This window comes from Marinobacter sp. UBA2688, from assembly GCF_002352785.1.
Taxonomy (GTDB): domain Bacteria; phylum Pseudomonadota; class Gammaproteobacteria; order Pseudomonadales; family Oleiphilaceae; genus Marinobacter; species Marinobacter salarius.
The window spans coordinates 1-15,441 of sequence record NZ_DELU01000005.1; the positions used below are offsets into that span (position 1 = coordinate 1).

Genomic DNA, 15,441 nt, shown 5'->3' on the forward strand with positions numbered 1-15,441 from the left:
CGGCCATAGTCCACGCCCGTCCGGTTCCAGCTCGCCAGTTGCTCGTGGTCGGTGTCGTCCAGCAGATCATAGTCGCCGACTGACTGCTGGGGGTCTGCCGCGATCTGCCGGAGCAGGCATTCAAATCGACGGTGTATCCGCTCAACCGTTTCCCCATCGAACAGATCCGCCGCGTAATTCCAGTTACCGCCCACGCGACCGTCCGGGAAGGCCCAGGTGTGCAGCGCCAGGTCAAACTGGGCGGCGCCGGCGTCCTGCGCCAGCAATTCAGCAGTCACACCGGGAGTCAGTTCAAAGCGCTCGCCATCGCGCTGCTGATGGTTATAGAGCACCTGGAACAACGGATTTTGGCTCAGGCTGCGTTCCGGCTGCAGCTGGTCGACAAGATGTTCGAATGGCAATGCCTGATGCGTCTGAGCCTGCCGGGCAATCTCATGCTCCCGGGACAGTATGGCTGTGAATCCATCGCCGCCGGCCACATCGCTGCGCAGCACCTGGGTATTCACGAAAAAGCCGATCAGGCCCTCCAGTTCCGCCTGTTCTCGTCCGGCAATGGGAACGCCCACGCTCAGGTCGGTCTGCCCGCTCAGCCGGTACAGCAGCACCTTGTAGGCCGCCAGCATGACCGTGAAGAAGGTTGTTCCCCGGGACCGCGCCAAGGCATTCAGCGCATTGGCCACGGTGTCGTCGAACGTGAAGTGATAACGCCCGCCCCGGAAAGACTGCTGCGCAGGCCTCGGCCGATCGGTCGGCAATTCCAGCACTGGCGGCTCATCGCCCAACTGCCGCGTCCAGTAGTCGAGGCCCACTTCCCCGGCGCCTGCCTCAAGGCCACGGCGTTGCCACAGGGCCACGTCCGCGTATTGCAGGGGCAACGAAGGCAAGTCGGCCACCTCACCGGCCAGAGCGGCGCGATAGCATTGGGCAAATTCGGTCAGCAGCACCTGGATCGACCAGCCATCGGCAATGATGTGATGCAGGCACAGCACCAGGCGATGGTCGTGTTCCGCCATCCGCACCAACGCCACCCGCCAGAGCGGGCCAGCGGCCAGATCGAAGGGTTGCTGCGCGATCTCCCTGGCCCAGGCCTGGAATGCCATTTCGCTGTCTGCACTCAGTTGCGGGATGTTGACCGGCGCCACCGGTCCCACCACCTGCAGCGGCTCCCCATTTTCGTCGGCACGGAAGGTAGTGCGCAGGCTGTGATGGCGAAGTGCCAGGGTGTCGAAAGCCGCCTGCACCGCCCCGACATCCAGCGGGCCGTTGAGACGAATGGCGCCAGGCAGATGATAGGCACTGTTACCCGGCTCCAACTGATCGATAAACCACAACCGCTGCTGGGCGAAAGAGGCAGGGCTGGCATCACCGGCCATACCCGAAGGGATCGGCAGGGACGACAGGTCCAGCCCCTGCTCCTGCAGTCTGCGAAGGAACACCTGGCGCTTGTCGGCGCTCAGCCCCAGGAAGCGGCGTGACAGGGCCATCGCATTGTCCTGCATTATTCAATCTCCTCCAGTTCATTCATCAATGCATCAAGGTTGTCCAGGCGGTCCTGATCCAGGGCCTGTCCCTTCAGGCGTTCAATCACGGCAGCCATGGCCGCCACCGTGGTGGCCTCAAAGGCTTCCGCCAGCGGCACGCTCACGCCCAGGCGCTCGCGAATCCGAGACAGCAGGCGAGTTGCCAGCAGCGAGTGGCCGCCCAGTTCAAAGAAGTGGTCGTGGCGCCCCACCTGCTCGACCTTCAGCAGGTCTCTCCAGAGTTCCACCAGGATTTCTTCCAGTTCGCCTTCCGGGGCGATGTAGCGGCGTACCTCAAGCTCCGGCTGCGGCAGGGACTTGCGGTCCAGCTTGCCGTTGGCGTTCAGCGGCAACCGGTCAAGCACGACCAGATGGGTAGGCACCATCACCGCCGGCAGCTCATGGGACAATCGATCCCGCAGGCTTTCGGTTTCCAGGTGTAGACCGTCGTCGGGCACCAGGTAGGCCACCAGTTGGGCCCCGTGAGGTGTTTGCTGGGCCGCCACCACCGCCTGACGAATGCCGTTGCAGGCCAGCAGGCAGGATTCGATCTCGCCCGGTTCAATGCGCTGGCCACGGATCTTCACCTGAAAGTCCGCGCGGCCGGCGTACTCGAGCAGGCCGTCGTCATTCCAGCGTGCCAGGTCACCGGTGCGGTAAAGGCGGCCACCGGGTTGACCGAAGGGGTCCGGGACGTAGCGCTCCGCGGTCAGCTCCGGACGGCCGGCATAACCACGGCCGACTCCAGTGCCACCGACATAGAGCTCACCAACCACACCGCTCGGTGCCAGCTCCAACTGAGTGTCGAGCACATAAAGCCGGTTGTTGTCGGTGGGTTTGCCGATGGGAATGCCCGCGCGTGTCTCCTCCAGGCCTGTCAGGGTATGAAGCGCCACATCGTCGGCACACTCCGCCGGCCCATAGGCGTTGACCAGTGGAATGCGCGGGTAACGCTCGAACCAGCGCCTGGCCAGCTCCCGGCCCAAGGCTTCGCCCGTGGGCAAAAGCCAGCGCAATCCCAGACGCCGCTCCGGCACCGCGAGAATGCCTTCAATCACCGCCGGCACGCTTTCCAGCACGGTAACGCCGCTGTCGGCCACGGCCTCAAGCAGCCGCTGGGGATCGTGGGTGATCTCATCGGGAATGATGTCCAGGCGGCCGCCAAACAGCGGCGCGGTCAGGAACTGCCACACGGAAATGTCGAAGCCGGTGGCCGCCGTCTGGGCGATCACGTCCCCGTCCCCCAGCTCCAGATAAGGCACCTTGGACAACTGGTTGTTGAGCATGCCCTGCTGGTTGACCATCACGCCCTTGGGCTCACCGGTGGAGCCGGAGGTGTAGATGACGTAGGCCAGTTGATCCATGGCCGGATACCGGCGTGGATTACCATCCCGATCCGTAGCCAACAGGGATTCCAGGGTGACCACCCGTGGACGTGCTTCGGTTTCTGCCAGGATGGCGCCGACCTGCTCCAGGCAGGCTTCCGGCGTGACCAGCACGGGCGCCTGACTGCTATGCAACATGCGGCCACTGCGCGCCGGCGGATGGCGTTCATCCAGTGCCAGGTAGGCGCCACCGGCCTTGAAGGCGCCCACGATCATAGTCATCAGGTCCAGGTTGCGGGGCGAATACAGCGCCACCACTTGATCCGGCTGCGTGCCTGCCTCAATCAGACCGTGACCGATGCGGTTGGCCCGTTGGTTAAGTTCGGCGTAGCTCATGCTGCTGCCCTGGCAGCGGGCGACTTCCCGGCCGGGATCCGCCAGCGCCCAGGCTTCGAACCGTTCGAGCCAGCTCAGACTCATCCAGTCTGGTTCCATCTGGCCCTGGCCAAGTCCGAGCAGCTCGCCCCGTTCCCCGGCGGAAACCAGCTGGATAGCGGCAAGCGGCTGCTCCGGCGCCTGCATCAACTGGCGCAGAACCTGGTGGTACTGGTCCAGCAACGCCTGCATATCCCGATCCCGGAAAACCCGCTGGTCGTAGCTGAACTGAAGTTGGTAGGTCTCGCCCGGCAGAATGACCACGGTCAACGGATAGTTGGTGTGGGTGCGGTTCGCCAGAGGCGTGATGCCGTAAGCTTCGGCGGCCTGCCGCACGTCCGTCCCCATGGGCACGTTCTCGAACACGAACAGGCTGTCGAACAGGGCGTCGCCACGCGGGGTGTCTGCCAGGTTCTGTACCTCTGCCAGGGACAGGTGTTCGTACTGGCGCAGGGCCGCATTGGCAGACTGCAGTGAACACAGGAACTCGAGCCCGGTCTGGGTGGTGCTTTCAGCGCCTATGCGCAGCGGCAGGGTGTTGATGAACAGGCCAAGGGTGTCTTCGATGCCATCCAGCTCTGCCGGGCGACCGGCGACGGTCACCCCGAACAGGGCTTCGTCCAGACCACCGTGGCGCATCAGCACCAGTGCCCAGGCTGCCTGCATGAAGGTGTTCACGGTCAGCTTTTCGTCACGTGCCCGTTCAACCAGTTGAGCCGTTTCCTCGGCTGTGAGCGCATGCGTCACATCCTGAATGGATGGCTCACCATTGGCGGTGCGCCGGTAGGGCAATGGCGTGACCTCGGTGAAACCGACCAGATTATCGCGCCAGAAGCGGTGCGCCTGTGTGGCATCCTGGCGTTGCAGCCAGGCGATGAAGTCGCGATAGGGGCGCGCCGGGGTTACCACCGGCTGCTTGCCATCCACCAAGGTACGGTAATGGTCGAAGAACTCCGCGAGCATCAGGCCACGACACCAGGCGTCAATCAACGCATGATGATGGCTCTGTACAATGCGGCAATCATCCTGACCGAAACGCACCAGGCGCAGACGCAGCAGCGGAGGTTTGGTGAAGTCGAAGCCCTGGCGGCGTTCTGCCGCCAGCAACGCCTCCAGCTCCGCTTCCGCATCGGCACGCTCCAGATGGCTCAGGTCGATCAGCTGCGCCGGCGACGGCACATCGCGATAGACAATCTGGTGTTGGGTGCCACCGTCCAGGCCGTGGAAAGCGGTCCGGAGCATGGGATGGCGCTGGACCACCGCGTGCCAGGCCGCCCTGAAGGCCTCGAAATCCACCTCGCTGCGCACTTCATACTGGTCCTGCATAAGGTAGATGCCGCTGCCCTGTTCCAGCAGACTGTGTAGCAGGATGCCTTCCTGCATCGGCGCCAGGGGCAGGATGTCCTCGATATTCGCGGGGTTTTCCAGAGCATCCAGTTGCGGCTGGTCCAGATCAGCCAGCGGTACATCCGACGGTGTCAGGCCACCGGCCCGGGACGCACAGTCTTCAATCAGCGTCATCAACGCTTCGCGGTACAGGTCGATCAGGCGGGTCACCCGCGACTTCTCGAACCTCGCACGACTGTAGGTCCAGTCCAACTGTAACTGACCATTGCGTACCTGCCCGTCCACCACCAGCGCGTTCGCCAGCAGGCCGGAGCCGTGGCGCGAATCGCCGACGGGCTTGCCCTCGAGGACAAACTGCGAACCTGGCTCTTCGTCGAAACGGCCGAGGTAGTTGAACGTCAGGCCGGCACCGGTCATTTCCGGCAGTTCCGCGCCCTGCAGTTCCTTCAGCACACCATACCCAAGCCCGTCGCCCGGAACCTGACGCAGCATTTCCTTGGTGCGTTTGAGTGTGCCAAGTGCCTCTTCGCCGGCTTCCAGCGCCACCGGATACAGCGTTGTGAACCAGCCCACCGTGCGACTTACGTCCGGCGCCCCATCCGGGGCATTGCGGCCATGACCTTCCAGCGTGATCACATGGCGGCTGCGGCCGGACCACTCTCCCAGTGCCTGGGCCAATGCCGCCAGCAGAAGATCGTTGATCCGGGTGCGGAAGGCCGTCGGCGCGTCGTTGAGCAGTCGCTGGGTCTGCCCTTCATCGAGCGTCATTCGCAAGTGATCGCCGTCGGCAACCCGCGCTGTGCCATCCGGGTTGTCGCAAGGCAGAGCCGCGTCTTCGGCAGAAAATGCCTGCCAATACGCCAGTTCCTCATCGAGGCGACCATGGGCCAGATCCCGGTGCAGGTAATGCACCCAGTCATGCAGGCCGTCAATGTCCCCTTCGAGCTCAATGGCCCTGCCGCCTGCGGCCTGCTCATAGGCAAGCTGCAGATCCTCAAGCAACACCCGCCAGGAAACACCGTCCACCGCCAGGTGATGGGCGGCGATCAGTAATTCCTGACGCTCGCCCGGCTGAGAGACCAATACACAGCGCAGCAGTGGTCCGTTCGACAGGTCGAGACTGCCCTGCGCGTCGTTGAAGGTCGCCAGTAGGGTCTGTTCATCGTCGGTTTCCAGGGTCCAGAGCAAATCAGCCTTTTCCTCGCGGCTGTAGGCCTGCGTGCGCTGGTCTGCGTCAAAACGTAACCGCAAGGCCGGATGGATATTGACCACGGCGGCCAGGGCCTTGCTCAGGGGCTCCGCCTCCAGCGGTGAACGGATACCCAGGCGCAGCGCCTGGTTCCATTGGTTGCGATCATCAACGGGCTGATTGAAAAAACGTTGCTGGATCGGGGTCAGCGGGAAGGCCTGCGGAACCGACTCCCGGGCCGCCGATTTCGGCGCGGCAGCGGCCTCCTGGAATTCGGCCACGTGAGCCAGTTCAGCAATGGTCTGCTTCTCGAACAACTGCTTTGGGGTGAGCTTCACGCCCTGCTTTCGCGCTCGGGCAATCACCTGGAGGCTGATGATGGAATCTCCGCCCAGGCTGAAGAAGTTGTCGTTACGGCCGACTCTCTCGACATGCAACAGCGACTGCCAGAGTTCTGCAAGCATGGTTTCCACACCCGCCAGCGGCGCAGCGAAATCCTCACCCTGACGCTCCGGTTGCGGCAACGCCTTGCGGTCGAGCTTGCCGTTCGGGGTCAGCGGAAATTCAGCCAGCGGCAGGATATGCGCCGGTAACATGTAGTCCGGCATTTGCAACGCCAACGCGGAAAGCATGGCTTCAGTGTCCAGTTCGGCCGCCAACGGATACGCCACGATCAGGCCATTATCGTCGACCTGGACATGGGCATCGCTGACGCCGTCGAACGCGCGGATGCGCTGAGCAATCTCTCCCAGTGAGACCCGGTAGCCGCGAACCTTCACCTGGTCGTCGTTGCGGCCGTGAAAGCTCAGCCGCCCATCTTCCAGCAGCCGTACCCGGTCACCGGTGGCATAAAGCCTTTCCCGCGACGACTGGGGATCATCCACAAATGCGGCGGCCGTCTGTTCCGGCTGACCAAGGTATCCCCGCGCCAGGCCGGCGCCGCTCAGATAGAGCTCGCCGATGGCACCCAGGGGCAAAGGTAAACGCTCTTCGCTCAGCACCTGCGCACGGATGTTCGGCAGTGGCGTGCCCAACGGAACGATTGAATCCTGCTCGTCGCCCGGTTCCGTGGTCAGCACGCCCACGGTGGACTCGGACGGCCCGTAATGGTTAAACACACGGCAGTCTGGGTTCAGTTCCCGAACCTGGCTCAGCAACGCTGATGGCAACGCTTCACCGCCCAGCACCAAAGCCTCACGGGGCAGCACCCGGGCCGGCTCGGCAGCCTGCAGTAATCCGGAAAGGTGGGGGGGCACGATCTTCAGGATGTCGACCTGATGCTCCGCCATGTAGCTGGCAAAGGCGTCCGCGTCCATAACCCGGTCGGCACTCAACAGGTGCAGCGTGCGACCACTGCATAGGGCCCCGAACAGCGTGGTATGGCCCAGGTCCGCCGCGACGGTGGATACCATCGCCATGGTGGCCTTCGGCGAGGGATCGATGACCTCCAGAACACCCTGTACATAGTTCGCAATGGCACCGTGGCTGACCACCACGCCCTTGGGAGTACCACTGGTGCCGGAGGTGTAAATCAAATAGGCTGCCTGGGCCGGCTCAATCAGCGTCCCCAACGGTTCAACGGGTTCGCTCCGCCAATCGGCCGCCGCGTTGAAACCTATCAAGGCGCCTTCGAAGCCGGGCACGGCTTCATGACCCAGCAGCCACCCGGCACCGCAATCCTTCAGTACAAATGCCTGGCGGTCGGAGGGCCATTTCGGGTCCAGGGGAACAAAAGCCCCGCCCGCCTTGAGCACCGCCAGAACGCCAACCACGAATTCCGGTGAACGGTCGAGGCAAAGCCCCACCGACGACTCCGCTGCCACGCCCTGCCTTTGCAGGTGCTGTGCCAGCCGGTTGGATTCCGCCTCCAGCCAGCCGTAGTCGAAAGACTGGTCCTCGTATTGCAGAGCCTGTTGCCCGATGGTGGACTGAATATGTCCATTCCAGAGCGACACCAAGTCCCCTACGGGAAAGTCCGCCTTCGGTCCTTCCAGCGCCGACGGTGTCGCCAGCAACTCCAGCTCGCCCAGCGGCCGCGAGGGATTCGCGGTGACCTGCTCCGCCAGGTTGACCAGTTCCTCGGCAAACTCCCGAATACGCGGCTCGTCGAACAGGTCACACGCGTAGGTGAGCACACCCTTAATACCTTCAATTCCCTCAGTGCCCTCAATACCCCCCGGCTGATCGGTGATATCGAAGCCCAGATCGAAGTGCGCGCTGTCGTCGTCCCGCTGGCGCATGGTGAGTGTCGCCCCGGGTAACCCGACATTCTCGGGCAACGGGAACTGCTGGGTGAACTTCACCTGGCACAGGGGGTTGTGGCGCAGGTTACGCTCCGGCTGCAGCGCGTCCACCAGTTGTTCGAACGGCAGATCCGCATGAGCCTGCGCCCCGAGGGTAGCGTCGCGGACCGAGGCCAGAAAATCAGTGAAGCCCTGCGTCGCGACGGGCTGGCTGCGCAACACCAGGGTGTTGACAAACAGACCGACGAGACCTTCGGTTTCCGGCCGTGACCGACCGGACACAGGCACACCTATCCGCAGGTCCCGCTGGCCGGAATAGCGATACAGCTGGGTTTTATAGAGCGCCAGCATGACCATAAAGAGCGTAACGCCCTGATCCCTGGCCAATTGCCGAAGCTTCTCACTGAGCGGTTCCGGGAAGGCAAAGGCCACCCTGGCGCCACGATGGCTCTGGGACTCGGGGCGCGGCCGGTCAGTTGGAAGTTCAAGCACCGGGTGCTCGTCGCCCAACTGCTGCTTCCACCAGCTCAACTGGCGTTCGGCTTCGCCAGCCTCCATGGTCTCCCGGTGCCAGTGGGCGTAGTCGGCATAACGGATGGGCAGGACCGGCAGATCCGGGTCATGTCCCTGTGCAAAGGCGGTGTAAAGCTGCCCGAACTCCTTCACCAGCACCTGCGCCGACCAGCCGTCGGCGATAATGTGATGAATCACCATCAACAGGCGATGGTCGCTGTCCCCGAGGCGTACCCGGTGCACCTGCCATAACGGACCCTGCTCGAGATCCATGGGCTGGCTGACCAGGGCTCGACTGAGGTTGTCCAGCGCGCTTGCGGGAGAATCCTCGCCGCTGAGGTCATGACTTTGCACAGTTACCGGTGCCGCTGGCTGTATCCGCTGCAGGCCACGGTTTTCATCCGTTTCGGCAAACACCGTGCGCAGGCTTTCATGACGCTCCGCCAGGGCGTCCAAACTGCGCTGGAGCGCGTCTTCATCAAGACTGCCCATGAACTGCCATTCGCCGCACAAGTGATAGGCGCTGGAGCCGCCTTCCAGTTGGCCCAGAAACCAGAGCCGCTGCTGGGCGAAGGATTGCAGGGGCTCCGCGTCGTCCGGAAGAAGTGTGATTGGGTGGACTTCCTGGCCATTGGCACTCTGCTTGGATACCCAGCGGGAGAAGTCACCAAGGCGGGGATGCTCGAACAGGACCGCCGGTTCAATGGTCAACCCCAGGTCACGCTCCACCCGGGACAACATCTGCATGGCGCCGACCGAATCGCCGCCCCAGGTGAAGAAGTGGGCGTTGCTGTCCAGGTCGTCGCGCTCAAGCGCCGCCTGCCAGGCCGCCACAACTTCCGGGAGCAGTGTCGGCCCTACTTGAGCCGATGTTTCAGCCGGGGCCGAGGCGCCCTCTTCCAGCATGCGACCGTCCTGCCAGCCGGCAAACACGGACAGCTCGCCGCGCTCCCATCCCTGGCGACAGGCCGCACGTTGCAGCTTGCCACTGGTAGTGCGCGGCAGGGTTTTGGGCTCCAGCAGCAGGATCACCTGGGGCGCAATGCCGAGGGTGTCGCTCATGGTTTCCGCGATGGTGGCGCAGATCATGGCCGGCTTGATCATTCTGCGGGTGGTCCGGCCCACTTCAAGGGCCAGCCCTATACCTTCCGCCTGCCGGGCTTCCGTGGTGGCAAAGGCGGCCAACCGACCGGGCATCAGGAGTTCTATCTCCCGCTCCAGGGTGCTCTCGATATCCTGGGGATACAGGTTCTGGCCATTTACGATGATGACGTCCTTCTGACGCCCCGCCACGTATAGGTGGCCGTCCTCGACGATGCCGAGGTCGCCGCTGCGCAACCATCGGCTATCCCGCCACTGCACAAAGGTTTCCGCCGTAGCCGTGGGTTTTTCCCAATAGCCCTGAGCAACACTGGGGCCGGATATCCAGATTTCGCCCACTCGACCGTCCTCGACGGGCTCCCTCGTCTGGGAATCAACGATGCAAAACGTGTCTTCCCCATATGCATCCCCACACCCCACCAGCCTGCTGGGCTGATGGGCACTGCTAAGGCCTGCCGTGGAAAGCTGCTCCGGCTCAAAGGTACGGGTCTGGACATCGCCGTTGAACCCATGGGTGGTTACGAACAGGGTGGCTTCTGCAAGACCATAGCTGGGCGCAAAGACATCACTGCGAAAACCATGGGGCGCCATACGATCGGCAAAGCGCTCCAGGGTTTCCGGGCGAATGGGTTCCGACCCGGTGAAGGCCAGGCGCCAACTGGACAGATCCAGGCCTTCCAGTTGTTCATCGGTCACCCGCCAGCCACAGAGCATATAGGCGAAATCCGGGCCGCCGGAGTATGTCACCCGGTACTGGCTGATAGCCTCCAACCAGCGTGCCGGGCGGGCCAGGAAGAACTGCGGTGCCATCATGTTGGCGCAGTGGCCATGCAGGATCGGCAACAGCAAACCCGACATCAGTCCCATGTCGTGAAACAGCGGCAACCAGGTCATCCAGACATCGTCATCAGTGGCCTGGAAGGCTTTGGCCATGGTGTATTCGTTGGCCATCAGGTTGGCGTGGGACACCATGACCCCCTTGGGTGCAGAGGTCGACCCTGAGGTGTACTGCAGGAACGCCAGATCCTGGCTTTGGGGTGGCACCACCTGCAACGCATTCTGCCAGTGCAGCCCGATGCGGTCCGCCGCCACCACTCGCCCACCGTCCGGCAACAGCGGCGCCAATCGAGACTGATAACGCCGGATGTCCTGCTCCAGGGCAAGGACGGCCATCGGTTTCGAGTCCCCGATCATACCGCCGAGGCGATCAATATAGGCCTGACGGTCGTGCTCCGGTGGGTACGCGGGTATGGCGATAATGCCGGCATAGAAACAGCCGAAGAAAGCGGCCGCGAAATCCGCGCCTCCTGGCAGCATCAACAAGCAACGTTCACCCGGTGCTAACGCCAGTTCGTTCTGTAGATATCCCGCTAGCGCCTGTGCCTTCTGGTAAAGCTCACTGTAGCTGGTTACCAGGGGTGGCGCGTCATCCGAGACCAGTTGCCGGATGGCAAGTGATTGGGGTTGCTGCTCTGCGTAAAAACGAAGGACATCGGCGAAATTCGGAAACCGTTCCGCGTGTAGGCTCATCTTGTCACCTGCATGATTTCAGAACACATTACCGCGAGGACTTGCTCCCCGCGGTTTCCCTCAGGCCATCACACCATGGGGGCGGCGTGGGCTTTGCGATCAGCAACGGCGGAGTGCCCGCGGTCCCGACCTTCGAGAATCGACTCGAGCACTTCCCGTGACCGAACAGCGAGCACGGACAACAGCGTGTCGCTCAGGCCGTGCGTGGTCTCGCAGCAGCCCTGGAGATAAATCCGGGCATCGCTGTCCCGCAGGTTGAGACAGTACTGACGGTCAGGCGTGAGGTTTTCCAGGTGGCCACCCAGCCCCGCCAGCAGTTCGTGGTGCTGATTCCGGCGGTAACCGGTGGCCAGGATGACAGCATCAAATCCCAGTTCCTGCTGGCTATCGGTAGCCAGGTCGTGCAGGGTCAGGCGCAGCTCACCGTCACCCACGTCAACCCGGGCAACATCCCGGCGGGTCAACATTTGGTGTCGCTCCTCTCCCCGCAGCTTCTGGAGATAGAACATCTGGAAGATGCGCTCGATCAGCTCAAGGTCGACCACCGCGTAGTTGGTGTTGCGGAACTCTTCAAGCAGTTGCAAGCGTCGCGACTCGGGTTGCTGATAGATCTGGTCGATAAACGACGGGTTAAAGATTTCATTGACGAACGGGCTATCATCCGAGGGCTTCAGAGCGGTTCCACGCAGAATCATGGACGCATCCACCTGGGGGAATCGCTGGGTAAGGTCTTCGAAGATCTCCGCCGCACTCTGGCCGCCCCCGACCACGGCAATCCGCGCCTTGCGACCCTGGTCGGCAAGCAGGGTGTCAATGCGCCCCCGATACTGCGACGAGTGCACGATGCGCGGGTCGGTTATTCCTTCAAACGCAGCAGGAACCTGAGGCGCACCGCCCATACCAAGTACCAGGTTACGGGCCCTGCGGCTTTCAAGCTCGCCCCCTGCGGTTCGGGAGAGCACGTCAAACCCGATCAACCGGCCGTCTTTCAGGAAAGGCTCAACACCCTCTACCTCGCGACCGTAGTGCACCTGATCGTCAAAGTGACTGGCAGCCCACTGCAGGTAATCGTTGTATTCCTCCCGCGCGGGGAAGAACGTCTGAATGTTGATGAAATCTTCGAGCCGCCCCTGCTCCTTCAGGTAGTTGATGAAGGTAAAGCGGCTTTGCGGGTTCCGCAGGGTGGCCAGATCCTTGAGAAACGAAATCTGCATGGTGGAGCCGTCAATCAGCATACCTTCATGCCAGTTGAATTCTGGCTTGCGCTCCAGAAAACAGGCATCGGGCGAAGACCCGCCCTCAGCGTACTCCTGTGTCGCTATTGCCAGCGCCAGATTCGACGGGCCAAAACCGACGCCAAGAAAATCATGCATGTGGCTCATCACCGTTCTCCCGTAATAATGGATTGCGAAAACATTGCCTGAAGGCCTGTCGATACCCGGCCAACAAAGCAAATAATTCTCATTTACATACAGACGAACTGGAACGCCGGATGTTTAGGCCTGGCCGGAAAAAGTCACTCTCCGATCATCTGCAAGGCGTCATGGCGTGACTGCTGGCGATCCTCGGCTGACAACTCGACCAGTCGGCCACTGTCCATCTTCAGCAGCCGGTCCGCGTGGTGGAAATAACGGTCGTCGTGGGTAATGGCGAAAATGGTTTTGCCCTGCGCTTTCATCTCCGGTAGCAGCTCCTGGTAAAACAACCGGCGGAAAACCGGGTCCTGGTCGGCGGCCCATTCATCCAGCAGCAGGATGTCCCGCTTTTCCAGCAAAGCCAGCAACAGCGCCAGCCGCTTTCGCTGCCCCTGTGAAAGCCGGGTATCCTGAAGACGGCTGCCGGCCACCTTCACCTTGTCCTCCATGCGGAGGCGTCCAAGCCAGTAATTCACGTCCGCCGGGTCTGCGTTCTGACCCTGCTGGGCGATGAGCTGGTCAAACAGAAAGAAGTCGGTAAACACGGAACCAAACAGGCGGCGATAGCTGCTCCAATCCTCCGGTCGCAGGGGCTGGCCGTCGATCTGGATCTCGCCCTGGTGCGGCAGATAAAGACCAGACAGCAAACGGGCCAGAGTGGACTTACCGCTGCCATTACCACCGACCAGGAAGAGGGTTTCGCCACGACGGATCGTCAGGGTGACCGGCCCCACGTCGAACCCCTGCTCACCATGCTGGGCCGGATAGCGATACCGCACCGCATGCAACTGCAGTTCCTGCCATTCACCCGTCGGATCACGGCTCATATCCTGGAAGCCGGGCTGATACTCCGCCAGCGCCAGGGTATCGAGCTTGTCGAGCGAGACCCGAGCCGACAGCAACGCGGGCAACGCCGCCACGGCAGAAACCAGAGGGGTACGCATGAAAAGAATGGTCAGGGCATAGGTAGGCGCCACGGAGGCCGCTGCCCACCCCAGGCCATTGACCAGATAGAACACCAGGCCAATGGTGCCGAGCACCATGATGTTGGCCCAGTTGCTGGCGATGCTGTGATAGCGGTCCGCCAGCGTGACATGGCTGCGATAGGTTTCTGCGCTCAGATCAAACTCGTCGTCGTAGTAACGGCGAGCACGGTCACGGTTGAGGCTCAGCTCTTTCCGCCCTTCAATAGCCGCCTCGTAGTCCTGATAAATGCGATCTTCAGATTCGCGAAGCTGCTGGAGATGGTGACTCAGGGCCCTGATCAGCACCCACCCCACACCAATGGTGAACGTCATCCAGAGCAACGTCATGACAAATAGCGGCAGTGACAGGTAGGCCAGGTACGCGAACGCTGCGACACTCAGGCCAAGGCCGTATATCAGCTGAGGCAGATTGACAAATGCCAGGGTGATATTACGGATATCGCTGGACAGACTGGCCAGAATATTCGCCCCGCCAATCTCTTCCAGGCGCTCAATTCCGGTATCAAGAACCCGCTTGACCATCGACCGCCGCAATCCGTAGACAAACCGATGACCAAGCGCCGTCAACAATATCTGGGCGTAGGAGGCGATGATCAGCAGTACCACCAGCAGGCCGGTAAACTGCCAAAGCAGACCTGCCCCGCCTTCTGTCGCAGACACCAGGCGCTCGTTAATAAACGCCACCACCCCGACACTCAAAAGCGCACTCACAACGCTCAGCAAAAGCGCAACGGTCAGCGCCCCCGGGTTGTGACTAAATACCAGACGGATCAGTCTCATGAACAACAGTCCCCAATTCGCGAATGAGAAAGGCTTGGATTAAAACGGATAGGATTGGTCCAGGCTGCCACGGCAATGAGCCAGCGCATCCTTCAGCATGAAGTTGATCAATGTGGGAGAGACCCCAATAGCGAGAGCCACCTCCCTCTGGGTCAGACCTTCAACCCGGGTAAGCATTAACACCTTCTGTACACGAGCAGGCAGCTCTGCGAGAGAAGACAGCGCATGGTGCAGTGCCCGGGTTCCAGCCAACTGCCGTTCTGGTGAAGCCGAAAGCACACCGGCTTCCTCCTCCACATCGACATCGCAGGCTGCGAAGCGGTTTTCCAGGGCCAACCGGCGAAGACGATCGATGGCGAGGTTACGCACCACCCGGTGAAGAAAGCGGCCCTCGTCCCTGACATTGTCGGCGAATCCCTGGTCCCACACTTTCAGGAACGCATCCTGTACCACATCCTCAGCCTTTGCCCTGCACCCAAGGAGATATTGAGCGGTGTCCACCAGGGGTTTTCGATGCTGCTGGTAGGCCGCTACAAGGCGCCTCTCCCAATTCGGCGCTCCGGTAACGTCAACGGATCTTAGGTCGGACAGGTTGCGAGCCTGTTGATCCAATTCGTGCCTGAAAGAACTCATAGCAAGCCGTCCCTGGGTAGTTTATAAATGACAATCATTTGCATTTAACCATCATTAACATTTGGGATTCAAGGCCTGAAAATGAACAACCGGCAACAATCACGGAATGAGTCGAAAACCCATGCTTTACAGCCGGCTCGTTTAGATCATTGTTTATATGGGTGTTTTCAGGCGAGAAATGCCAAAGACAGATAAAAAAAGAGTCGCGGCGCAGGCTAGGCTCTTGACAGCCCACACCCCCAACCATAAGATACGCGCCGCTTCCATTGGTGAAGTGACGGCAAGGTAGCTCAGTTGGTTAGAGCACGGCACTCATAATGCCGGGGTCGGCGGTTCGACTCCGCCCCTTGCTACCAGAATTTAAAAGGTCGCGACTCACGTCGTGACCTTTTTTCGTTTCGGGGACGCCCCCGCCCTTCCCGGG

The 15,441-nt window shown here is 61.6% G+C and carries 5 protein-coding genes and 1 tRNA gene; 1 reads left to right on the plus strand and 5 read right to left on the minus strand.

Annotated features, from left to right (window positions below; translation table 11 throughout):
- The 5 genes from B3M52_RS00440 to B3M52_RS00460 form a co-directional block, all read right to left on the minus strand.
- On the minus strand, positions 1-1,499 hold a 1,499-nt coding region (locus tag B3M52_RS00440; RefSeq protein ID WP_286748462.1), incomplete at its 3' end, for a condensation domain-containing protein.
- A complete protein-coding gene (locus B3M52_RS00445; RefSeq protein ID WP_075194963.1) occupies positions 1,499-11,203 on the minus strand; it encodes a non-ribosomal peptide synthetase in 9,705 nt (3,234 codons plus the stop codon). The genes B3M52_RS00445 and B3M52_RS00440, both read right to left, overlap by 1 nt.
- Before the next feature lie 68 nt (positions 11,204-11,271).
- Positions 11,272-12,585: a lysine N(6)-hydroxylase/L-ornithine N(5)-oxygenase family protein gene (locus tag B3M52_RS00450; RefSeq protein WP_075194962.1), complete on the minus strand. Its 1,314-nt coding sequence runs from the start codon at positions 12,583-12,585 to the stop codon at positions 11,272-11,274.
- A gap of 134 nt (positions 12,586-12,719) precedes the next feature.
- Complete coding sequence (locus tag B3M52_RS00455) at positions 12,720-14,384, minus strand: multidrug ABC transporter permease/ATP-binding protein (protein ID WP_075194961.1); 1,665 nt, start codon at positions 14,382-14,384, stop codon at positions 12,720-12,722.
- A gap of 39 nt (positions 14,385-14,423) precedes the next feature.
- Positions 14,424-15,017 carry a sigma-70 family RNA polymerase sigma factor gene (locus B3M52_RS00460; protein WP_126810535.1) on the minus strand — a complete coding sequence of 198 codons (594 nt, stop codon included), beginning with the start codon at positions 15,015-15,017 and terminating at the stop codon, positions 14,424-14,426.
- Positions 15,018-15,296: 279 nt separating this feature from the next.
- Here B3M52_RS00460 and B3M52_RS00465 point away from each other — a divergent pair.
- Positions 15,297-15,373, plus strand: a tRNA-Met gene (locus B3M52_RS00465).
- Positions 15,374-15,441: the final 68 nt, after the last annotated feature.

Coding starts and splice junctions, on each gene's coding strand:
- B3M52_RS00445 (WP_075194963.1), bottom strand. CDS start 11,203: ATGAGCCTACACGCGGAACGGTTTCCGAATTTCGCCGATGTCCTTCGT.
- B3M52_RS00455 (WP_075194961.1), bottom strand. CDS start 14,384: ATGAGACTGATCCGTCTGGTATTTAGTCACAACCCGGGGGCGCTGACC.
- B3M52_RS00460 (WP_126810535.1), bottom strand. CDS start 15,017: ATGAGTTCTTTCAGGCACGAATTGGATCAACAGGCTCGCAACCTGTCC.
- B3M52_RS00450 (WP_075194962.1), bottom strand. CDS start 12,585: ATGAGCCACATGCATGATTTTCTTGGCGTCGGTTTTGGCCCGTCGAAT.